The following is a 23,004-nucleotide window of genomic DNA, read 5'->3' on the forward strand; positions in this document are numbered from 1 at the left end:
ACCCCCTCGCAAATAATGGCACCGCCCACTTTGGGGGCGCCCTTCGCAGAGGGCTCGCGCCGCATCTGGCGGATGGAGAAGATGTTTCGCAACCAGTCTTGCATGCTGTGTGTGCTGTTCAGTGGAGGGTGCCCAGCATACCTAAACGCCACAAGCACTGAGAAACGGGCCGTGGTGGATGGTGCTGGGTGCTATGGCCCGGAGCGGTGCTCTGGATACGGGGCGCCACCTCGATCATCGGCGTCTCAACGGCAGGCCCCTCATCCCTCTTGTTGTTCAAGGGGGCGTGGGTGATCCACGAGCGCCTGCAGGCCCCCCAGGTCGGCGGCTGCGCATTGCGCCAGGTGTGCCATGGCACCTCGCACGGCGGCCACGTTGCCACTGGCTGCCGCAGAGTGCAAGAAGTGTGCTGTGTTTCCCAGGCGGGCGAGGCCAAAACTACCTGCATTGCCGCTGAGTTCGTGGGCTTCTTTGATCAGGTCGCTCCAGTCATTCAGATCCCACCGGTCTGCCTGTGCCTGCATGCGAGCTAGGCGGGTGGCGGTGTCCTTCAAAAAATCCCGCATGAGAAGGCGCGCGCGTTGGGGCCCCAGCGATTCGCACAGATCGTCCAGTGCCGCCGTATCTATCTCCGCGACAGTGGCCGTGGTCCCGCTCCCTGCTGTCATGACGTCAGCACCCTGGGCATGGACGGCATCTGACGTGTCGCCGGAAGCTGCTCCGTTAGGCGCGTGCGGCCTGGCCCAGCGAAGCACGCAGCGCCACAAGTTGTCCTCCAGCAGAGGCTTGGCAAGGTGGTCATCCATGCCCGCTGCACGTGTGCGCTCCACATCCCCTTTGCTGGCGTTTGCCGTCAGTGCGATCACCGGGAGCGTGGAAAATCGAGCGTCTTCACGCAATAGGCGTGTTGCCGTCATTCCGTCCATTTCGGGCATCTGCATATCCATCAACACCAGTGCATACGTGTCGGCGGGGGCCTGGCGCAGTATTGCCAGGGCTTGGGCCCCGTCAGGGGCCTCGTCCACCAGAACCCCGCCCATTTGCAGCATGCCGTGAGCCACGGCGCGATTGATCTCGTTGTCATCCACGAGCAGCACACGCTGACCGCGCAGGGCCTGCGCGCCCCTTTTTGCAGGAGGTGTGGTGTTTTCAGGCTCTACGGTGATAGCCCGGAGTACCCTGGCCGTGAACCAGAACGTGCTCCCCTGGCCTGATTCGCTGTGGACCCCCGCAGCACCGCCCATCAATTGGGCAAGCTGCCGCGAAATAGTGAGCCCCAGGCCGGTCCCTCCAAAGCGTCGCGTGATGGATATGTCGGCCTGCTCGAACGCCGCAAACAACCGCGCTTGGTCTTGCCTGGAAATACCGATCCCCGAGTCCTGTACTTCGCATCGCAACAATAGGCTGTGTTCATCAACATCTGCAGCGTCGATCGCGATGGTGATTCCCCCCGCGCTGGTGAACTTGATGGCGTTGTTCAGGTAGTTGATCAGAACCTGGCCCATGCGGTGCCGGCTGCCACGCACCCAGCCAGGCACGTCGGACGCGATGCGCCAGGTCAATTCCAAATTCTTGCTGTCCGCCTCGTGCCACACCAGCTCGCGAATCTCCTGTATCCACTCAAGCAGGGAAAAATCCTGCACTTCAATGTCCATCTTTCCCGCTTCAATTTTGGAGAGGTCCAGCACGTCGTTGACGATGGTCAGCAGATGTCGGCCAGCACGCAGGGCCTTGTCCATGCGGTTTTGTTGTGCGGCGGATTGTTCATGCCGCAAAGCAAGTTGCGTCATGCCCAGCATCGCGTTGAGCGGTGTGCGGATTTCATGGCTCATGGTCGCCAGAAAGCGTGCCTTGTCTGCGGCGGCCTGTTCTGCGACGTCCTTGGCCTGCGCCAAAATGGCCGCCTGCTCTTTCTGCTCACTCACATCCAGCCACACCCCGTTGAACATGGTGCCTCCCTCTTCGGTGCGGCGCGCGGTTGCCAGTGTCTTGAGCCAGCGTTTTTTGCCGTTCTGCGTGATGGCAATATCAAAGTCAAGGGGCTTGAGTGTTCGTGCGCTGTGCACAAAAGCGGCTTGCGCGTCCTGCATTGCGTCGGGACTTGCATGGAGAAACTCTCCGCCGGGTGGTCCCTCGATTGTCTGAAGCTCGCCTAGTGGGCATCCATGCAGGTGCGCCGCCTTTTCACTGACGAACTGGATGCGCCGCCAGCCGTTGTGTGTCATCTGCATCTGAAAAACCGCCCCCGGAATCGCGCTGATCAAGTCCATCAGCTGTTGCGAGAGCCGATGCGCCTCTGCGCTTGCCGCAACTTCAACCGCGAGCCGGTCTTCTCGTTGCATTGACTGCCGAAAGACCTGCAGCGCATTGGCCATCTTGCCCACCTCGTCGCGCCGCGTGGTCAGTACCATGGCGTCGCCATACTGCCGCTCGCTCATGCGCTCCATGCTGCGCGTGAGTTCAGCGAGCGGGCGCGACATTTGAGTAATCGCCACATGAATGGACAGGGCGATGACCAGAATCAGAGCGCCCACGATAGCGAATGCAGTAACTGTGATGGTTTTCTTGGTCTGGGCGGTGAGGTCAGAGGATGCGGTCTGGAACTGCTGGACTGAACGATCCCGCAGTGCATCCATGTCGCTTCGCAGCGCGCCCAGTGCAGGCTCGAACTCGGTATCAATGATCTGCAGAGCCCGGTCGCCGCGCCAACGAGCCGCCGATTCAATGATGCGGCTTGCCATGTCAAACACCCGCAGGGACTGGGAGGTCATGGAGTCCACTTCGACGGCCATTGTCGGCAACAACTGCTTGAAGTTGTGCATCTCAGTGTTGTACTGCTGCTCCATGCTCTTCAACTTCACGAGCTGGGCAAGCATGCGCGATTCATCAGGCTCCGTCAGGACGGTGTAGGCAATGCGGCTCGCGTTGCTAAGGTGCTGGGCTGCGGCCGCGATGATCAACGCGCCGCGCGCCTCGTGTGCGAGCAATTGGCTGTATTGCCGGTTGATGGAGCGGGTATGCGCCAGCGTATACGTGGTGATGGTCAGCGCAATCAGCCCCATCAGGCCGACCAGCATGACAATTTTGCTGGCGAAGCGCATGTTGACGAACGGGTTGCGTGAGTTCATTGTTGGGATTCGCGTTCTTTGGCACGTGCGCGCGCGCCTGCTACCAGCGCCTTGCGCAGCAAGCTCGCAGCCTCTTCGTCATTCATTTTTCCCTGTAGGTGATTGGTCACTACCTGGTATATGGCTGTTTTGACGGCTGCGGGGTTTGCATTGCCCATGGCAATTGAGCCAAGCACCGTGCGCCGCATGTTGGAGGCCCGCAAGCCTGCGATGGCGCGCTTGCCACATGCATTGAAGCGTTCGGGTGAGGCATCCACACGCGCCGGCGCAGCGCCTGTCTTTATATTGACCGTCACCTGCAACGCCGGAGACATCAGCAGGGATGCAAAAGCGTCCGCGCCATTTTGGCCTTGGACTGGCGCGCGAAAAAAGATGTACTGATCGGCGTTGAACACAAACATGCCCTGCGTATCGGGGAACTGCCAGCACGCGTATTCGCGCCCTGGCACCATGCCACGCGCAGTAAATTCACCATTGACCCAGGTACCCTGTGCTTGCAGCAGGGCTTTGCCTGCGCGCACCATGTCGCTGGCGGCGTCCCAGCTGCGCGTCTTGTAGCCTGGGTCGAGGTAATGCGAGAGAAGTCGCATGCGTGCGAACACCGCGGCGGCCTGCTCTGGCGTCAAAACATCGGGGCGCAGGTCAATGAATGCCTTGCGGTAGGCGGAAGCCCCCAGATACCCAGCAGCCACCACCTCAAAAAGCAGCGTGTGCTCCCAGGCCTCTCGCCCTATGGCCAGCGGCACTACGCCCGCAACACGCGCCTTCTCGAGCAGCGCCACCAGGTCAGGGAATGTGTCTGGCGGTGCGGTGGCGCCCAGCCGCGTTGCCAGTGCCTGGTTGACCCATAACCAGTTGGTCGCGTGGGTGTTGAAAGGTGTTGCCACCCAATGCCCATCGTATTTGGAGAGGTGCTGAATATCCAGTGGCACCACCGCATCCCACTCCTCGCGCCGGGCCAGGTCGTCCAGATTGGCCAGTAGGCCACGTGCCGCCCAGGTGTGGATGTCATGGCCAATCATCTGCGCTGCAGTCGGCGTCTTACCCGCGCGCACACGTTGCTCTAGCACCCGGGTGTAGCGCGCAGTGCCGCTGCCCACGGTCGAGGCTTCTGTCCAGCCAATGCCTTGCGCCAATGTGGCGTCACGAATCACGTCCACGCTGGCGCGCTCGCCGCCCGAAACCCACCAGTGAAAGACGTCGACGTGGGGTGTGTGCGTCTGCGTTTGTCCGAGTGTTTTTCCTTGCGTTTGCGCCACAACCGAGCCGCTTTGCAACGCCACCACGGCCCCCCAAACGACCATGGCGATTAAGCGCGGCATGGTATCGCGGATGAGGGGGGTGACGAGCGTCATAGGGGCGGTGTTTTTCACCATGTGGCGATGTGTGAGGGGCTCTTGTTCAGCCATTGCGGGCCAGACCTGGCGCGGGCCGCGGCCTTCATTTTTGCCGTCGCGCCCGAAATGCTGTGTTTGGTGAATGCAACGCATTGTCAACGAGTGTGGCAATTGCGCATGAGCGGCGTGGCACCGCGAGACTCGCGGCCACCCCTTGGCATCCGTTGCCCAGAAACCCGCTGCATTTTTTTGCAGCAGTTGTTTCGCTCGGCTTCGCGGCAGCGCCTAACAGCGTTTTGGTCGCCCCCGGCAACACTCACACTGGAGAAAAGCATGGCTTTTGTATGGACGATAAAGTCGTCTGTTGGCGCTCGTTTGGCTGATTCCCGCACGAGCGCACAGGTGGCGCAGAAGACCCGTTGGTTGCTGGCCTTAGGAGGCTTGTTTGCTGGTGCGGCTTTTGCGCAGAGCACAGACATCTTGGTCAACCATGACGGGCAATACGCGGGCGCAGATGCTTCCTTTGGGCCCGCTGGCGGCACGTTTACCTACATCGCGAAAGTGAAACACAACAATGTGGGGCCGACCGCATCCGGTGTTGTGCTGACCGAGAAATTGCCGCTAGACAGCATTTTTCAATCGTATTCCAGTGCGCCAGCAGGCATTGTGTGCGCACCTGCCTTGGCGGCGGGTACTGTGATTACCGCAGGCAATCAGACGCAAAGCTGCTCGGTGGGTACTCTTGCCGCGGCCGACGGATTCAAGAGCGTCAGTTTCAACGTCATCCTGCCCAGCGTGAGCACCAATTGGGAGGCTTTTGCCAGCGCAACGCACTCAGCGGCCGACAGCGATGTCAATAACAACACCAACTTGTCGCGAAACTTCACGACCCGGCAGGCTTCTGATCTTGGTATTGCGCTGACCGCGGCGCCTAACAGTGTTTCCAACGGTGGCGCGTTCAGCTACAAAATCAACGTCACGAACAACGGTCCCACCGCCATTCCCGCTGCGGGCAGGGTGGTGGTCAGCTTCCCGGTGCCGAATGGCGCGATCCTCTCCTCGGATCCTTCGGGCAATGGCTGGCAATGCACGCCCTCCTCGGGGTATCCCATCACGTCCGGCACGCTGGTGTGCTCGTATCCAGGAAGCGCGGGTGTCGGTGTTGGGGCTGTGCTTACTGAACTGACTGTGCCAGCCATTGCCAACATGAGCGGCACGATCTCGGGGGCGGCCAGCGTTTCGGGGTTTCAAAATGCGGGCTCCAGCAATTCCGACCTGATGGAGGACGGGCAGAGCGCCAACAATACGGCCAATACAAGCGTTACTTCCTCTGGTGGAAACTTTGTGGATGTATCGCTGACCAAAACGGTGAGTCCGGGTACTGTCGATGCTGCCGTCAGCAGTGTCGTTACCTACACACTCAAGCCGCGTCGGGAAGCCGGCAGCACGGCGCCGTATGGAATGCATGTGACGGACACGCTGCCTGCCGGCGTGACATCTACCGGGTTTGTTTCGCTTGATCCGTCGTGGAACTGTTCGGCCAGCACTGCAACGGTCATTGACTGCACGCATACCAGCACAGCAGGAAGCCCTTATACCGGCGGTAATTTTACGGATATGCCGTTCATTCGCTTTACGGCGGTTGTTGCAGCAGGGGCCACAGGCCCAGTGGAGAATGTGGGCGTCATCGAGTTGCCGCCTGCGCTTGCAGAACCCAATACCGCCAACAATACAGGCAAGATTTCGGTGAACCGAAGCAATACAGCGCAGTTGTCGCTGGTCAAAACTGCGCCCGCTCGTCCCGTCAAAGCGGGCGAGAATTTCACGTTCAATCTCGCGGTCAAAAACAACGGGCCCGTGAATATCCTGGCAGGTCAATCTATTAACGTGACCGAGAGCCCAGGGGTGGGCTTGAACATCGTGTCGATGACTGTGGCAGACCCGATCCCCGCCAATTGGACTTGTGGCTCGATCACTGCGTGTGCTTACACAGGGGGGCTAGCCAATGGCGCCACTTTGAATGTCACGGTCACAGCGAACGTATCAGCCGCTGCAGGCAGTTTCGCCACCTTCGGCAATAGCGCGGGTGCAGGCGTAGTCGGCAGAGACGGAAATATAGTGAACAGCAGTGCAACCGTGATTGTTTCCAACGAAACCGCTGATGTGGGCATCGAGAAAACCATCACCAGCGGGGTTGGGCCCATCGTCAGTGGCGATGAAGTGACGTACCGCTTGCGCGTCACCAACAACGGTGCGACCACCGTGACCAATGTGACGGTGACGGACGCTTTGAATAACTTGGTGCGTGAAGATGAAGGGGGCACCATCGGCTCCCCGGCTGCGCCTCGTTATCCAAACGGTGGTTTTGTATCGGCTGCTGGAGTTGGCGCTATCTGCCCGACTCCCAGTGGCACTAAGAATAGCGACAACCGAACGTTGACTTGCACCATCGCATCGATAGCGGCGGGTGCGTCAGTCGATATCGAGGTCAAGATCCGTCCGAAGGTTGCCGCGTCTGGCAACTATTCGAACACTGCGAGTGCCAAGTCCTCCGATATCAACGACAACAATCCTGCCAATGACAGTGACTCAGCGGTCATTGCTTCGACGGCGATTGTGGATCTGGTCGCACTCAAGCAAGTGTCGCCAACGACCGCAGCTGCGGGCGAGCCATTGACGTTCACCGCCACGGTGCGCAATGACGGTCCCTCGTCTGCTCAAAACGTCACGCTGGTAGATCCGTTGCCGCCGAACGCGATCATCATCGAAGACCCTGTTGTTTCTGATGCGGGCACTTGTACGAAAGCTGGCGGCGCCGCTGCCATACCCCCAACGGCCGGCGGCACATTGAACTGCTCATGGCCCGCTGCCGTGACGTCGAGAAGTCAGCGCACCGTGACGGTGAAGATGCGCTCGTCGGGTGACTTGCCTGACAACACGATCGTTTTGAACAAGATCAAGGTCGCGACGACCACCGCCGAGTTCACCACCGCAAACAATGAGGCAGAGGCTCAGGCAACGCTGACGCGGGCTGAGCTGGATGTTTCCATCAGCATGAGCCACTCTGCCGACGGTCTGCTCATTGGTGAAGACACCGAATACACCATTGTGGTGACCAACGGTGGCCCTTCATACGCGACCAATGTGGTGGTGACCGATACGTTCCCGACGGACCTGAGCGTGGGTGTCCCCTCGTCTGCAACTTTCAGTTATCAGGGGGGACTGACCCAAACGGGCGCTACGGCGACGTGCACAGAGCCAGCGGTCGGCGCAACAAGTGGCCCCCTCACATGTACGGTGCCTGTGCTCCCGCCGCTGCAGAGCGTGACCATCCGCTTCAAAATGAAAGCGCAGTCGTTGCCTGCCGGCGCCAGCACCGGAACCATCTACCACCGCGCAACGGTGAAACCTGCTGAGGTCGAATATTTGCGCAATGGCAACGATGTCATCGTGAACAACTCCACCACGGATCGTACCTCGACCAGTGTTACTGCGAACAATGTGGATCTGGGAGTGGTCAAACAAGGGCCTGATGGCCCGCTCGATGATGGCGATGCCGTGGCCTACACGTTAACTGTCACCAACTATGGCCGCGACGCACAGTCACCTTTGGGTGCCACCCTCACCGATGTGCTGCCTGCCGGGCTCGACTACGTTTCTGCCGACGCACGATGCACTTATGTGAGTGGCACGCGTACCGTGACTTGCAGCGTTCCACAGCTTGCGCAAGGCGCGCAAACGGTGTTCATGCTGAACACGCGTATTGCCAAGCCCTATACGGGAGCACGCCCCCTGGTGAACAACGTTTCGGTCAGCGTGCCAGGTGACGGGAACCCGGGCAATAACACATCACGCAAAGAGACCAAGCTCAAGCCGCCTCCCGGTGGTGTGGCGGGGATTCCGACGCTCTCCGAATGGGGAGTCATTCTGCTGTCCACGATGCTGGCCTTGTTGGCATTGCGTGACGCGGCGCTCCGGCGTCGACGTTAACGTTAACGTTAACGCCACAGCGTGGATGCTGTTCAAGGGCCGGTATGCTTGTTTGGGCATGACCGGCCCTTTTGGGGTTGTAGCGCCTTGCACAGATAATTGGCTTTGCGAGCCACCTCACGTCAGCCCACCCCACCACCTTCAATATCGTTGAAGCAATCACTGGTCCTTCATGCTGCGGTTTTTCCTGGTTTTTCTTTTCATCCAGCTCACGCTGTTCGGCGTCAACATGCTCAGTTGGGTGCAGTTGCACCTGGTGCTGCCTTGGACTGCGCTGCTGGCCCGCGCTTGTGCGGCCGTGGTGACGACATTCGACGCCACAGCAGCGGCTGCGGGCAAAGTGCTATGGAACACGCAAACGGGGTTTGGTGTGTCGATCGAGCCGGGGTGCAATGGCATTGAGGCCTGTATCGTGCTTTTCGCCGCCATCGTGGCGTTCCCTGAGCGCGGGCGCCACAAACTGATTGGTTTGCTCGCCGGTTTTGTGGCGGTGCAGGGGCTCAACGTCGTGCGCGTCATCAGCCTTTATTACCTGGGGCAGTGGAACACCCAGGTCTTCAACTTTGCGCATGAGTACCTGTGGCAGGCCCTCATCATGCTGGACGTGTTGATCGTCTGGCTGCTCTGGGTGCGTGCGGGGGCCAAGGCCCAGGCGCCGGCTCAGAACACAGCCGATCTGGTGGAAGCTCCGCCAGCGGCAGTTTGAATTTGCCCCGGAGTATTGGTATGCGCCGTCTCTCGCCATTGACGACTTTTGTGGTGTTCGCGTTTGGCTGGATCGTGGTGCTCACCGCAGTGTGGTCGCAAGTGTCTCCTTGGACTTCCTACCCGGTGGGGGTGTTGTCGCACATCGCGCTGGAACAGGGTGCGCCGATGTGGGTGCGCACGGTGCGGCTGGAGCCGGGCAACATGGAGGTTGACTTTGCAGTCTCGGTCACCGATGCCAACGGGCGGCGCGGTGAAATCACCGTGGATGCCAGCCCTGCGCGTTATGCCTATGGCCTTCCCATCTTTTTGGCGCTGCTGCTGGCCGCACGTGGCAAAAAACGCATCGGGCGCGCTGTGGCTGGCTACCTGTTATTGTTGCCGGCACAGGCTTTCAGCCTGACGTTTTATGTGCTGATGCAGTTGGTTTTGGCCGTACAGCTCAACATTCGTGCCTTGCGGTTGGAGCAGTGGCAGATGGAGCTGATTGTGTATGCCTATCAGCTGGGTGCGCTGGTGGTCCCCACGCTGGCGCCCATTGTGCTGTGGCTGTGGCTCGACAAAAAGTTTGTGACCGATGTGGTGATGCGCGGCTGGAAAGGGGATGGCACCGCGCCTTCGTCTACACACCCTTGAAGGGCCTCGGTGCTCATCGTTGGGGGCGTGTCTGTGTTGGGCGTGGTGTTTTCGCGCCATGTGCTTTGTTGCCGGATGGCTCCGTGTCGGTGGCTACCTTGTCCAAGCGGTAGCCGACGCCATAGATCGACGAAATCGTGTAGCCATTCGCGGGGGTCAATACCAGTTTGGTTCTCAGGCGCGACACGTGGGTGTCGAGAGAACGCGAAGGCGCTTCGCTCACTTCCCCCCACACCACCTCGCGAATATGCCCGCGTGACAGCAGGCGCCCGGTGTTGCGAAACATGAGCAAGGCGAGTTCGTATTCGCGGTTCTTGAGTTCAACGATGTGGCCATGCAGGGCGAGTGAGCGTTGGGCCGGGTCGAAACAGTAGGGGCCAAACTCCAGCCGTGAACCCATGGCCTGCGGGAACGCGCGGCGCAGCAGCGCCGAGGCGCGGGCCACCAGTTCGCCCATGCGCAGCGGTTTTGTCATGAAGTCGTCGGCACCATGTGCCAGCCCCGCGATCACGTCGCGTTCGTCGTTGCGGCGCGTGACGAACAGGATCGGAAGCTGCGGACCGACCATCTGTCGCAGGGTTTGCGCGACCTGGGGGCCTTCCATATCCGGCAGGTGCCAGTCGAGAATGAGCAGATCAAAGGTTTCCGTACGCAAGTCCCTGAGGAACGCTGCGCCAGTGGAGTAGGCGCAGCAGACATGGTCGTGCTGTTCCAGGGTGCTCTTGAGAAGTTCTTGCAGAATGAGGTCGTCTTCGAGAACTGCGATACGCATGGCGATTGAAACTTTTGGTTCTTCCGTTAGGAAGGGAGTCCATTGATACTGCCAGATATAGCGCTGCCACTGTCACTGGTTGACATTGGTTTGCAATGACATGGACATCGTGGCGGCCCCGCCTGCCTTGCCACAAGGTGCGGACACGGCGGCTGACTTACACCTGCAGCGGCTCTTCCTGCATCGCTTCGTTCTGCTCGATCAGCATGTCCACCTGGCCGCGCCAGTAGTCGCTGCTGCCGAACCAGGGGAAGTTAGCCGGGAAAATCGGGTCTTGCCAGCGGCGGGCCAGCCAGGCGCTGTAGTGGATGAGGCGCAGCGTGCGCAGGGGTTCGATCAGCGCCAGTTCGCGCCGGTCGAAGCTGCGGAACTGCTCGTAGCCGTCGATCAACGCGCTGAGCTGGTGGGTGCGCTGGCGCCGGTCGCCCGACAGCAGCATCCACAGGTCCTGCACGGCCGGGCCCATGCGCGCGTCGTCCAGGTCCACAAAGTGCGGGCCGCCCCGGCCCCATTCATCGAGTGGCGTCCACAGGATGTTGCCGGGGTGGCAGTCGCCGTGCAGGCGAATGGGGGTGGCGTCTTTTAAGCCAAATGAGGCTCCAGCGCTTGTCCTTAAAGCGCTGGAAGCTATCGAATCAAGAGCTTTGTCGCACTGGGCCTTCCAGGTGGCCTGCATGTCAAGCGGAATGATCTCGTGCGTGAGCAGCCAGTCGCGCGATGCCGTGCCAAAGGTCTGCAGGTCCAGCAGCGGCCGGTGCACAAAAGGCTGGGCCGCGCCCACGGTGTGGATGCGCGCCAGAAAGCGGCCGATCCATTCCAGCACCTCGAAATCATCGAGCTCGGGCTGGCGGCCTCCACGCCAGGGGCTGACCGAGAACGCAAAACCGTCGTGCTGGTGCAGCGTGCTGCCGTTCAACACCAGCGGGCCCACGGCGGGCACCTCGGCGGCCATGAGCTCGGCGGCAAAGGCGTGCTCTTCCAGGATCTGTGCCTCGCTCCAGCGGTCGGGGCGGTAGAACTTGGCCACCACGCGTTCGCCGTCTTCCAGCGTGACCTGGTACACCCGGTTTTCGTACGACGACAGGGCCATGAGCCGGCCATCGCCGTACAGACCCACGCTCGCCAGTGCGTCCAGCACATGGTCGGGGGTGAGGCGCGCGTAGGGGTGCAGGTCGCTGGCAGTCTCGGGAGCTGGGGCGTTGCGGTCAGGGGGCAGTGGGGTCATGCCCCATTGTCGCCGCCTGCAGCGCCAGCCGCCGAGCCGTTGGCAGCGCCAGCCACCAGGCCGGTTTCAGTTCGTCTGCAGGGTGGTGATGTGGCCGATGCGTGGATCGCCGCCGCCCTGCAGCATTTGCCGGAAAAGCGCCTGTGTGGCCTCGGGCCCCACATGGTGCTGCACCACCAGCCAGGGCTGGGGTGGGGCCTGTATCGTGGCGCTGAACTGCGTCCACGCGGCCACCAGGCGGTCGTTCAGCCCTTGTGCACCCCATTCGCCGTTGCGCTTCTTGACCTGTGCGGGCGCAAAGAACATCACCGGGCGTGGGCCGGGCAACTGGCCGGCACCGCCCAGGTCCTGCACGTGGCTGGCGCCCACGGCGCAGCTGTAAGCCAGGCCCGTGAAGTGGACAAGGATGCGCTGGCGCAGGCCCACGCTGCCCGCAAAGTCGATGTACACGCTGGGCGCGGCGCCGTCGATCTGGTCCAGCGCGTCGTAGGTGGCCACGCGGTCATAGCAGCCCAGGCTTTCGCAAAACGCCACATTGCCGGGCGAGGTCAGGCCGATGACCTCGATGCCTTCGCGCTGGGCCAGCTGGAACGCGGTGCCGTAGGCTGTCTTGCTCGACGCGCTGGACAGCAGCATGCGCTTGGCGCCAAAGAACTGCTGGTCGGCCAGAAAGTCGTCAACCAGCCACGAGGTGATGAACAGTGGCCGCAGCAGCGCTTGCACGTCTTCGGTCTCGGGCCGGTAGAACGCGTCGGCGCCGCTGCGCAGATAGTGGTTGTAAACCGCATGCAGGCCCGCGCGGTGCGCTGCGCCGTCGCTGAAGCCCGATGGGCTGACCCGCTGCGGTGACAGCACGGCGTGGCTCGCCATGGGCCAGTAGCCATATAGCCGCTCGCCCACGGCGACGGCCGGGTGCAGGGACTGCACCACCGTGGCAAACCCCCACACGGGCACGATGCCCCAACCCGCCTCGCCGGTGGGAAAGAACTGCCAGTAGTTCAGCATGTCGCCCATGGCGGCGTAGGTGATGTTGTTGGCGGTCAGCGCAAACTGCGCAACCTGCACGCGGATCTGGCCGTCGGCGAGGGCGGTGTCTTCAGTGGTCAGCAGGCGGGTGGTGGCCAGCTGGTCCTGGCGTACCTGGAGGGTGGTGGTGCTCATGCCGCCACGCTAAACGAAAGCGCTGCTGCGCTCAAGCGCGGCGCGGCGCCTGGGCGACAGGGCGGTGCCCGGACGAAGCTGATCAGGGCGATATGACGTTGGACAGCTGCTCGAACGGCAGCGCCTGCTTGACGAGGATGACCGTGCAGGGCGCATCGCGTGCCACCCGCATGGGGACCGTGGCAAAAAACCGTTGCGTCTGCAGGCCGTGTGTTGCCGCGCCCACAATCATCATGCTGACGTGGTTGCTGGCGGCATAGCGCACCAGCGCTTGCGCCACGTCACTGGCTTCCAGCACGTGGTAGCTCACGGGGTGGTGGGCCAGGTCCAGGCCCTGCGCCCATTGCCTCAGCCGTGCCATGTGCTGGCGGTGCAGCGTGGTTTCGCTGCGCTCGCTGTCGCTGGTGCTGCTGGCCGACGGCGACAGCACTGTGACGCAGGCGAGCCGGGCCCCGGGCCGGATGCCCAGCGAACGGGTGACGGCCTGGCGCAGCGAATACAGCGTGGCATCGCTGGCGTCGGCATGGGGCACCGCCACCATCAGGATGGGGGTGTCCTCGATCTGCTGTGCGGGCAGCGGGCTGGGCGTGTAGTGCATGCCCGCCGCACGTATCCAGCGCTTGATGTGGGTGCGCAGCGGCGTGCCCCGGGTGCGCTCGCCGCGCTCGGTGATGAGCACCTGGTCGGGGTTGGACAAATCGAACGCCAGGTGCGCCGCCGAGGGGTAGCGGTTGGACGCCTCGGGCTCCAGGCAGCGCAGGATCACCTCTTGCAGCCACGGCGGGATGTCGGGGCGGTGCTTGCGGGGCGGCGCGGGCGTCATCCACAGGCGCTGGCGCATGCCGCCGCTGGTGGTGGGGGCGCCAAATGGCAGCTCGCCCGTGGCCAGCTCGTACAGCATCACGCCGATGGCAAAAATGTCGCTGCGCGGGTCGCCGCGCATGCCCACCACCTGCTCGGGCGCAATCCAGGCGGGCGAGCCCACGGCCTGGCGCATTTCCTCGGCCAGCAGGTCGGGGTAGTGGGCGTGGCACGACAGGCCAAAATCGAGCAGCACGGCGGTGCCATCGGCCTTGATGAGCACGTTGGCGGGCTTGAGGTCCAGGTGGCACACGTTCTGCTGGTGCAGGCTGTGCGCCGCATGGGCCGTGGCCGCGCCCAGGTGAGCGATGGTGGTGGTGTCGCAGCGGGTGGGCGCATCCAGCCAGTGCTGCAGCGTTTGCCCATGCACGTATTCCATGACGAGGTAGGGCAGGCGCAGCAGGTCGCCTGCCGCCACAAAACGCGGCACATGCGGGCCGCTGAGCACGGGCAGGATCTGCAGCTCGACCTCGAAGCTCACGATGTTCTCGGCGCCGTCGCCCGCCGTCATGCGCGGGATTTTCATCGCCATGTCAAAGCCGGGGTTGCGGCCAGGTGGGGCGTTGTTCAAGGCGCCATCTGCCGCAGCCGGCGTGGCGTATTCCACCGCGTAGATGTGGGCCATGCCCCCCGCGTGAATGCACTCGCGCACGCGAAAGCCGTCGATCTCGGTGCCGGGGTCGAGCAGCTTCATGAAGCGTCAGCGCCCGGTTTCCAGCCGCTCTGCGTAAAAGTGCGGCAAGCCTGCTGCGCGAATTGCGGCCGCCGCTGCCAGGTGGTCATAGGGCACGCGGTAAAAAGTGATGTGCAGGGCGGAATCGTCAAACAACGCGTACATCGCACGCGGGTCGCCGTCACGCGGCTGCCCCACCGATCCGGCGATGCCCAGCCACTGGCGATGGGGCGGCACGGGCACGGGCACACCGGGCTCGGGGTTAAAACGCATGAGCTTGGCGGTGGGCGTGAGGAAATACAGCGCCTGCGCGTGCACATGGCCGCAGAACACATAACGGATGGCGGGGTCGATGGCCTGGGCCGCCGTCATGCTGCGCTCTGCGGCGTCAGAGTCTTCCACATACCGCCACTGCTCGGGCGCATCGACGCTGGCGTGCACCAGCAGTGCGCTGGCGCCCATGCGGCGGGTCAGCGGCAGCGATTGGAGGAAGGCGAGGTGGTCGCGGCCGAGCTGGTCGTACGTCCATTGCGCGCCCAGTTCGCTGCGGGTGCGGGGCGAGGTCGGTGGCGCCAGCGCCATGGCGTCGTGGTTACCCAGCACCAGCAGCGCGCCCTCTTGGGCCAGGGCCATGGCCTGCTCGACGATGGCCACCGGTTCGCCCCCGTAGCCCACCAGATCGCCCAGCAGGGCAAATTGCTCTGCCCCCTGCGCGCGTGCATGTTGCAGGCAGGTGTCGAGGGCTTGGCGGTTGGCGTGGATGTCGGACAGCAGGGCAATCTTCATGGCGGGGTTCCCACGCCCATCATCGTGCGTGTGGCTGAATCCTAGCTTGCAATGGTGCATGACCTGAATTCATAAAAAAATAGCTGCCAGCGCTTATGGGTAAAGCGCTGGTAGCTATCAATTTGGAAGCAATGATGCATTTTATCGCATGGGTTGCCGGATGCCGGATGCAGCGGCGTGCCGCGCCTGCAGCACGGGCCGCCATGGTCCGGGCCGGCCTGGGCCGACCCGGAGGATTCATCACACCAAGGTGAGGGTCACGTCGATGTTGCCGCGCGTGGCGTTGGAGTAGGGGCAGACCTGGTGAGCCGCGTCCACCAGCGCTTGTGCGGCAGCGCGGTCCATGCCGGGCAGGCTGATGTTCAGGCGGGCAGCAATGCCGTAGCCCTGGCCGACCTTGCCCAGATCCACGCTGGCGTCGATGGCCAGGTCTTGCGGCAGGGTGATCTTTTGCATGCCCGCCACTGCCTTCATGGCGCCGATGAAGCAGGCAGAGTAGCCCGCGGCAAACAGCTGCTCGGGGTTGGTGCCGGTGCCAGCGGTGCCGGGCGAGGACAGCTTGATGTCCAGACGGCCGTCATCGGTGCGCGATGCGCCGTCGCGGCCACCGGTGGTGTGGGCATTGGCGGTGTACAGAACTTTTTCGAGCGAGGCCATGGTGACTTCCTTTGAGGTGAGTGCCCGCAGAGTGGGGCGGTGGTGAAAAAATAGACAACAGGGGGTGAATACAAGCCAAACGCTCAACGCTGCCCAAGCCGGTCGCGCAGCTGTTTGAGTTCGGTGGTCAGCGCGCTCAGCTCGGGGATGGTGCACTGGGTGCTTTCCAGCACACAGGGGGGGATGGCTTCAGCGCGGTCGCGCAGCGCACGGCCCGAGGGCGTCAAGGTGATGCGCACGCGGCGCTCGTCCTGCATATCGCGCAGCCGGGCAATCAAGGCCGAGGTCTCCAGGCGCTTGAGCAAGGGAGTGAGGGTGCCCGAGTCCAGAAACAGGCGCTCGCCCAGCTCCGACACGGTGATTCCATCGCGCTCCCACAGCACCAGCATCACGAGGTACTGGGGGTACGTCAGGCCGATGGCTTCAAGAAGCGGCTTGTACAACTTGGTCATTGCCAGCGAGGCGGAATACAGCGCAAAGCAGACCTGGTTGTCTAGCCGGAGCTGCGGCGGGCTGGGCGTGTATGGATGGCTGTTGCTTGGCATGGGGTGAATTGTGGCGCGCAATTGAATTGTGTGCAAGTTAATTGCGAAAAACTTAAATCGCAACGGGGCATGGGCGGCTGGGAGCGCGCCCTTGCGCTTTGGGTGCTAATCACGGGCGCCGCGCGCGCAAGCGTGTACCCGTCAATTCTTTCGCCGCGTGGAAAGGGTTTGCTATCGATAGTGAAGCTGCTAGCGCTTATGAGTAAAGCGCTGCAGGCCTTTTTGATGAAAAGAATGCGAAAACCCCATGGATGTCGGGGCGAGCGGCACGGCTGAGCTACTGCCCGCTGAACTGCGCGGGCCGCCGCTCGACAAACGCGCGCACGCCCTCGGCCGCGTCCTCGCTGTTGGCCAGCCCTTTCTGCACGGGGATGAAGTCCGCCACCGCGGCCGCCTGGCCTTGCTCGATGGCCTTGAGCACGTTGAGCCGCGTGGCCACCACGGCACGCGGCGCCTGGGCGGCGATGCGCTGGGCAATGGCCAGGGCCTCGTCCAGCTCCTGGCCGGCAGGCACCACCTTTTGCACAAAGTTCAGCCGGTACGCCTCGGCGCTGCCGAACTCGTCGGCAGTCAGCAGGTGCAGCAGCGCGTTGCCCGTGCCCGCGCGCTCGGCCATGCGCAGCGTGGCGCCGCCCGTGGCCATGATGCCGCGCTGCACTTCCATCTGCGAAAAGCGGCAGTTGTCGGCCGCCACCACGATGTCCGCGCCCAGCATCAGCTCGATGCCCACGGTAAAGCAAATGCCCTTGACGGCCACCACCATCGGCTTGGTGCGGCGCCGGTAGCCGGGCAGGCCGTAGTCGTGGGGCTCCACCAGGCCTTCGGGGATGGCTTTCTCGCCGCGCTGCATGTAGGCGCTGACAGCGGGCAGGTCCAGCCCGGCCGTGAAGTGGTCGCCCATGGCATGCAGCACGCCCACGCGCAAGGCGGGGTCGTCGTCCAGGCGGGTGTAAGCCTCGGCCAGCTGGCGGAACATGGGGGGCGTCCAGCCATTGCGCTTGGCGGGGCGATTGATGCCGATCAGCAGCACGTGACCGAGCACCAGGGTGTCAATGCAGCCCTCGGGTGGGGGTGTGCCATTGGAGAGGGTGGAAGCGGTGGTTGTCGTCATGGCCGAGGTCTCCTTGTCGTTTCCACCATTGAAAACCCGGCGCGGCGCCTGCGCCGTCCCCAGGGGGACAGCGCATGTGCGCTGGGGTCCCATGCGTCCGCGGCTTCAAAAACTGGCGCAGCGCCCTACCAGTGCCCCCCCGCAAGGGCCGCCACGACATGCAAATGTCGTCTCCACTCCGTGTGCTGGGGGCGTCCCCCTGTAAGGGGGACGGCGCGAAGTGCCTCAGGGGGTCAGTAGCTATACACGCCACGGCCCGTCTTGCGGCCCAGGCGGCCTGCGGCCACCATTTCCTTGAGCAGCGGGCAGGGGCGGTACTTGCTGTCGCCAAACTCGGTGAGGTACACGTCCATCACGGCCAGGCACACGTCCAGGCCGATCATGTCTGCCAGCGCCAGCGGGCCGATGGGCTGGTTGCAGCCCAGCTTCATGCCAGCGTCGATGTCTTCAGGGGTGGCCAGGCCTTCGGCCAGCACGAAGAAGGCCTCGTTGATCATGGGCACCAGGATGCGGTTGACCACAAAGCCGGGCGCGTTCTTCACGGTGATGGGGCTCTTGCCCAGGGCCTCGGCCAGGGCCTTCACGGCGTCGTGCGTGGCGTCGCTGGTCTGCAGGCCACGGATGATCTCCACCAGCGCCATCATGGGCACGGGGTTGAAGAAGTGCATGCCGATGAACTTGTCGGCGCGGCTGGTGGCGGCGGCCAGCTTGGTGATGGAGATCGAAGACGTGTTCGATGCGATCAGCACCTCGGGCGCCACCAGCGCATCCACCTGCTTCAAGATCTTGAGCTTGAGCTCGTAGTTTTCGGTGGCGGCCTCGATCACGAGCTGCGCGGCCTTCAGGTCGTCGTAGCTGGTGGAAGTCTTGATGCGCGCCAGGGCCGCAGTCTTGTCGGCTTCGCTGATCTTTTCCTTCTTGATCAGGCGGTCCAGGCTGCCGGCCACGGTGGCCAGGCCTTTTTGCACGGCAGCATCGGAGATATCAACCATCACCACGTGAATGCCCGACACCGCGCAGGCCTGCGCGATGCCGTTGCCCATGGTGCCCGCGCCGATGATGCCAACGGTTTGAATCGTCATATAGAGAGCCCTCTTCAAAGTGAAACGGATGGGGGAATGGTAAAGCGAACCGCACGACCGTTCGGTTATCGTGCATCAACTCTAGACCAACAAGCCGCCACACCGCATGGCGGAGGAGACAACACAACATGTTCGACTACATCGTCATTGGCGGCGGATCTGCGGGCTCTGTGCTGGCGGGGCGCCTGACCGAAGACCCCGCAGTGCGCGTCTGCCTGCTCGAGGCGGGTCCCACCGACAACAGCGTGCTCATCCATTGCCCTGCCGGGCTGGCCGTGATGGCCAAGTTCGAGCTGAACGGCTGGGGCTTCAACACCACGCCCCAGGCTGCGCTCAACAACCGGCGCGGCTACCAGCCACGCGGCAAGGTGCTGGGGGGCTCCAGCTCGATCAACGCCATGGTCTACATCCGGGGCCAGCATGCCGACTACGACCACTGGGCTGCGCAGGGCAACCCAGGCTGGGGCTGGGAGGATGTGAAGCCCTATTTCCTGCGTGCCGAGCACAACGAGCGTGGTGCCAACGCGTGGCATGGCCAGGGCGGCCCCTTCAACGTGGCAGACCTGCGTGCACCCAACCGGTTCAGCCAATATTTCACCGACGCAGGTGTGCAGGCCGGGCACCCGCACAACACCGACTTCAACGGCGCCACGCAGGAAGGCGTGGGCCTCTACCAGGTCACGCACAAGAACGGCGAGCGGCACAGCGCAGCCAAGGGCTACCTCACGCCGCACCTGGCGCGGCCCAACCTGCAGGTCATCACCGGTGCGCATGCCACGCGCATCCTGTTCGACGGCACGCGTGCGGTGGGTGTGGAATACCGCAAAGGCGGTGCGCTGCAACAGGTGCGTGCCGGGCGCGAGGTGCTGCTGAGTGCAGGCGCGCTGCTGTCCCCGCAGCTGCTGATGCTGTCGGGCGTGGGGCCTGCCGAGCATTTGCAGCAACACGGCATCCCGGTGCTGCACGATCTGCCCGGCGTGGGTCAGCATCTGCACGACCACCCGGACGTGGTGCAGGTGCTGGACGCCCCCGAACTGAAGGACCTGTTCGGCCTGTCGCTCTCAGGCATGGCGCAGACCATGCGCGGCATCATCGAATGGCGCAAGCTCCGCACCGGTATGTTGACCACCAACTTTGCCGAGGCGGGCGGCTTCATCAAAAGCGACCCGTCGGAGGCTGCGCCCGATCTGCAATTGCACTTTGTGATCGGCAAGCTGGTGGACCACGGGCGCAAGACCGTGTTCGGCCACGGCTACTCGGCCCACGTGTGCCTGCTGCAGCCCAAGAGCCGGGGTTCGGTCACGCTGGCCAGCCGCGACCCCATGGCGTTGCCCTTGGTGGACCCGAACTTCCTGGCCGATCCCGATGACATGGCTCGCATGGTGCGTGGCTTCAAGCGCACGCGAGAGATCCTGATGCAACCGGCGCTCGCGAAGTTCGGCGCCAAGGAGCTGGCGGCATCTGCCAGCGCGCGCACCGACGCCGAGATCGAGCAGTTCATCCGCCAGTACGCCGACACCATCTACCACCCCGTGGGCAGCTGCCGCATGGGCCCTGGGCCTCTGGATGTGGTGGATGCTCAGCTGCGCGTGCACGGCCTGTCGGGCCTGCGTGTGGTGGACGCATCGATCATGCCGCGCATCGTGAGTGGAAACACCAATGCGCCCACGGTGATGATTGCCGAGAAGGCGGTGGACTGGCTGCGCGGGGCGGGGTAAGCAGCGACGCCGCTCGCGCGGCATCGGGCCTTTCTGGGTAATTCATGAACCGCTGTCCGTGATTGACGCGCGAGGCGCCACCCGCAGCCCGTGGCATGGGTGCGACCCAGGCAGGCGACCACCGTGCAAGGGCCGCTCCGAAGTCCGGGCTGCGTTCCTCCTCCAGGAGCAAACCGCAGGGCGTCTCAGAGGGTGGTTCGCTTCATTCAGGCCGCTTTCCAGAAGATGTAGTCGGCCTGGTATTTCACGATCTGGCGCTCGCCCTTGTTCGCGGTGCTGCACGCTGCAGCGGGCGCCGCGCCGCCCTTCAAGGCCACGCGCTGGATGTAAGTGACCCCCGTCATCGCGCCTGCGCCCATGGCGGGGTTGGCTTTGACCAACTGGTACGGGATATTGCCCATGCCAGCCGGGGCCACCGCCACCTGGGCTCCGGTCAGCTTGGAGCCGTCCATCGACTCCCACGTGGCAGGCGGGCCATAGTACGAGCCCACAGCCTTGCCTGTGCGGTCATTGAGAACGGCTTTGGGGCCCACAAAGAACCATTCCATCTGGCCCATTGCGTCGGCCTTGTCGCGGCACTCATAGGTGATCTCGCCCACGCCCTCGGTTTCCATGGCGACCTTGTGGCCGACGGGCACCTGCACCGCGGCGGGCACGTCGGCTTGAGAGTACATACGATGGCCGGGCGACGCCATGGAGCCACAAGCGCTCAGCAAGGTGGCGGTCGCCAGGGCGCCTGCCATGGGTAGGAAGCGGGTAAGGGTGGGGGAGCGAGTGGCTTTCGTGTTCATGGCGTATCACTTCTGTGTTGGGTTGAAACGTCAGCAGCCAGCTGGCTGCTGTGTGCAATACGCCGCGGCGTGCCTGCTGGATTCAGTCGATGTCAAAATCCCCCCGCACATCACATGGACACACCTGCCACCACAGGGCGCCGATGTGGCGCTCGTTGCCCGGAGCCCCTTATATCGTGAACACGTTCTTGGAACAGGCTCTTGCACCTTGCCGGTGGCGCGTGTTCTCTCCCTCGTTTTTTTGACCACCTCTGCACCGAAAGCCCCACCATGACCACCCTCGGAACCCCTCTGTCTCCCCATGCCACCAAAGTCATGCTGCTGGGCTCGGGCGAGCTGGGCAAGGAGGTGCTGATCGCCCTGCAGCGCCTGGGCGTCGAAACCATTGCCGTGGACCGCTACGAGAACGCGCCCGGCCAGCAGGTGGCGCACCACGCACGCACCATCACCATGAGCGACTCGGCCCAGCTCAAGGCGCTGATCGAGGCCGAGCGCCCCCATCTGGTGGTGCCCGAGATCGAAGCCATCGCCACGCCCATGCTTGAAGAGCTGGAAGCCGCGGGCACCGTGCGCGTGATCCCCACCGCCCGCGCCGCGCGCCTGACCATGGACCGCGAAGGCATCCGCGTGCTGGCCGCCGAAACGCTGGGCCTGCCCACCAGCCCGTACAAGTTTTGCGATTCGCTGGAAGAACTGCAGGCCGCCATTGATGGCGGGATTGGCTACCCCTGCGTCGTCAAGCCCGTGATGAGCAGCTCCGGCAAGGGCCAGAGCAAGATCGACGGCCCGGCCGACGTGCAAAAAGCCTGGGACTACGCCATGGCCGGTGGCCGTGTGAGCCACGGCCGTGTCATCGTGGAAGGCTTCATCGATTTTGACTACGAAATCACCCAGCTCACCGTGCGTTCGGTGGGTGCAGACGGCCAGATCGTCACCAGCTTCTGCGACCCCATCGGCCACGTGCAGGTGAGCGGCGACTACGTGGAAAGCTGGCAGCCCCACCCCATGCACCCCGCAGCGCTCGAAAAATCGCGCCAGATCGCCAAGGCCGTGACCGACAACCTCGGTGGCCAGGGACTTTTCGGCGTGGAGCTGTTCGTGAAGGGCGAGCAGGTCTGGTTCAGCGAAGTCAGCCCCCGCCCGCACGACACCGGCCTGGTCACGCTGTGCACCCAGCACCAGAGCGAGTTCGAGCTGCACGCCCGCGCCATTCTGGGCCTGCCCGTGGACACCAGCCTGCGCAACCCCGGCGCCAGTGCCGTGATCTACGGCGGCGTGGACGCGGTCGGCATCGTGTTCGACGGCGTGGAAGAGGCCCTGCGCGTGCCCGACACCGACCTGCGCCTGTTCGGCAAGCCCGAGAGCTTCACCAAGCGCCGCATGGGCGTGGCGTTGGCGCGGGCAACCGATGTGGACACGGCGCGTAGCAACGCCAAGCTGGCGGCCAGCAAGGTCAAGCCGCGCAAGGCACAGGGCTGAAAATATGAGCCAAATTTGCCTCTAGCGCCTATCCATTAAGCGCTAGTAGCTATGTTTTTAGGAATTACTCCGCCAGAACGGGTTTCTGTGTGGGCAAGGGCCAGGCTCTGTTCGACTTGCTTCAGCCGTCGCAGCAGCAGCCTGTTGGACGATTGGGGCATCTGGCCAACGCTGGCGAATAGATCCTCCGGGCTGCGACAGTTATCAAAGATGAAAACGATGCCACCCTTTGATCCTCTGCGCCGTCCTCACTGCGCACGCTGCCAAGCTCCGGCAACTCTGCTTGAGCCCGTGGAACGCGGTGCCGCCGGCATGGTGGAAATGGTCGCGCCTGCCACCGCAGGGTT

General features: G+C 63.3%; 17 protein-coding genes. 5 read left to right on the top strand and 12 right to left on the bottom strand.

From position 1 onward, the window contains the following. Positions 1-260: 260 nt before the first annotated feature. Together KI609_RS02805 and KI609_RS02810 are read right to left on the bottom strand one after the other, a co-directional pair. Positions 261-3,128 (bottom strand): ATP-binding protein, encoded by a 2,868-nt coding sequence (locus KI609_RS02805; RefSeq protein ID WP_226446875.1) that lies wholly within the window; start codon positions 3,126-3,128, stop codon positions 261-263. Continuing rightward, positions 3,125-4,504, bottom strand: coding sequence for an ABC transporter substrate-binding protein (locus KI609_RS02810; protein WP_226446877.1), 1,380 nt, complete (start codon positions 4,502-4,504; stop codon positions 3,125-3,127). The genes KI609_RS02805 and KI609_RS02810 overlap by 4 nt, the downstream gene beginning before the upstream one ends. Before the next feature lie 294 nt (positions 4,505-4,798). On the opposite strand from KI609_RS02810, the gene KI609_RS02815 reads away from it, so the two are divergent. The 3 genes from KI609_RS02815 (at position 4,799) to KI609_RS02825 (ending at position 9,796) form a co-directional block, all read left to right on the top strand. Then, positions 4,799-8,455 (top strand): IPTL-CTERM sorting domain-containing protein, encoded by a 3,657-nt coding sequence (locus tag KI609_RS02815; RefSeq protein WP_226446878.1) that lies wholly within the window; start codon positions 4,799-4,801, stop codon positions 8,453-8,455. 172 nt (positions 8,456-8,627) lie between these two features. After that, positions 8,628-9,161 carry an exosortase H gene (gene xrtH, locus KI609_RS02820; protein ID WP_226446879.1) on the top strand — a complete coding sequence of 178 codons (534 nt, stop codon included), beginning with the start codon at positions 8,628-8,630 and terminating at the stop codon, positions 9,159-9,161. Positions 9,162-9,181: 20 nt separating this feature from the next. Then, entirely contained in the window at positions 9,182-9,796 is a 615-nt protein-coding gene (locus KI609_RS02825; protein ID WP_226446880.1) for an exosortase H-associated membrane protein, read from the top strand. A gap of 13 nt (positions 9,797-9,809) precedes the next feature. On the opposite strand, the gene KI609_RS02830 is transcribed toward KI609_RS02825, so the two are convergent. From KI609_RS02830 to KI609_RS02870, 9 genes are all read right to left on the bottom strand, one after another. Beyond that, positions 9,810-10,568 carry a response regulator transcription factor gene (locus KI609_RS02830; protein WP_226446881.1) on the bottom strand — a complete coding sequence of 253 codons (759 nt, stop codon included), beginning with the start codon at positions 10,566-10,568 and terminating at the stop codon, positions 9,810-9,812. A gap of 157 nt (positions 10,569-10,725) precedes the next feature. Next, a complete protein-coding gene (locus KI609_RS02835; RefSeq protein ID WP_226446882.1) occupies positions 10,726-11,793 on the bottom strand; it encodes a serine/threonine protein kinase in 1,068 nt (355 codons plus the stop codon). A 66-nt stretch (positions 11,794-11,859) separates the two neighbouring features. Continuing rightward, positions 11,860-12,954: a DUF2855 family protein gene (locus tag KI609_RS02840; RefSeq protein WP_226446883.1), complete on the bottom strand. Its 1,095-nt coding sequence runs from the start codon at positions 12,952-12,954 to the stop codon at positions 11,860-11,862. Positions 12,955-13,036: 82 nt separating this feature from the next. Next, a complete protein-coding gene (locus tag KI609_RS02845) occupies positions 13,037-14,509 on the bottom strand; it encodes a bifunctional serine/threonine-protein kinase/universal stress protein (protein WP_226446884.1) in 1,473 nt (490 codons plus the stop codon). A gap of 6 nt (positions 14,510-14,515) precedes the next feature. Continuing rightward, complete coding sequence (locus KI609_RS02850) at positions 14,516-15,274, bottom strand: metallophosphoesterase family protein (RefSeq protein WP_226446886.1); 759 nt, start codon at positions 15,272-15,274, stop codon at positions 14,516-14,518. 240 nt (positions 15,275-15,514) lie between these two features. Further along, entirely contained in the window at positions 15,515-15,931 is a 417-nt protein-coding gene (locus KI609_RS02855) for an organic hydroperoxide resistance protein (RefSeq protein WP_226446888.1), read from the bottom strand. An 83-nt stretch (positions 15,932-16,014) separates the two neighbouring features. After that, the gene (locus KI609_RS02860) at positions 16,015-16,476 is read right to left on the bottom strand and encodes a MarR family winged helix-turn-helix transcriptional regulator (RefSeq protein WP_226446890.1); all 462 of its coding nucleotides are present in this window, start codon (positions 16,474-16,476) and stop codon (positions 16,015-16,017) included. A gap of 277 nt (positions 16,477-16,753) precedes the next feature. Beyond that, entirely contained in the window at positions 16,754-17,587 is an 834-nt protein-coding gene (locus tag KI609_RS02865) for a crotonase/enoyl-CoA hydratase family protein (RefSeq protein WP_226446891.1), read from the bottom strand. A gap of 233 nt (positions 17,588-17,820) precedes the next feature. Further along, positions 17,821-18,669, bottom strand: coding sequence for a 3-hydroxybutyryl-CoA dehydrogenase (locus KI609_RS02870; protein ID WP_226446892.1), 849 nt, complete (start codon positions 18,667-18,669; stop codon positions 17,821-17,823). A 128-nt stretch (positions 18,670-18,797) separates the two neighbouring features. Here KI609_RS02870 and KI609_RS02875 point away from each other — a divergent pair, with 128 nt between their 5' ends. Further along, positions 18,798-20,387: a GMC family oxidoreductase gene (locus KI609_RS02875; protein WP_226446893.1), complete on the top strand. Its 1,590-nt coding sequence runs from the start codon at positions 18,798-18,800 to the stop codon at positions 20,385-20,387. A 206-nt stretch (positions 20,388-20,593) separates the two neighbouring features. On the opposite strand, the gene KI609_RS02880 is transcribed toward KI609_RS02875, so the two are convergent. Next, positions 20,594-21,178, bottom strand: a complete 585-nt coding sequence (locus KI609_RS02880; protein ID WP_226446894.1) for a DUF3455 domain-containing protein — start codon at positions 21,176-21,178, stop codon at positions 20,594-20,596. A 270-nt stretch (positions 21,179-21,448) separates the two neighbouring features. Between KI609_RS02880 and purT the strand changes: the two genes are divergently transcribed. Next, positions 21,449-22,657 (top strand): formate-dependent phosphoribosylglycinamide formyltransferase, encoded by a 1,209-nt coding sequence (gene purT / locus KI609_RS02885; protein WP_226446895.1) that lies wholly within the window; start codon positions 21,449-21,451, stop codon positions 22,655-22,657. The last annotated feature ends 347 nt before the right edge of the window (positions 22,658-23,004 follow it).

The organism is Acidovorax radicis, assembly GCF_020510705.1.
In the GTDB taxonomy this organism is placed as follows: domain Bacteria; phylum Pseudomonadota; class Gammaproteobacteria; order Burkholderiales; family Burkholderiaceae_C; genus Acidovorax; species Acidovorax radicis_A.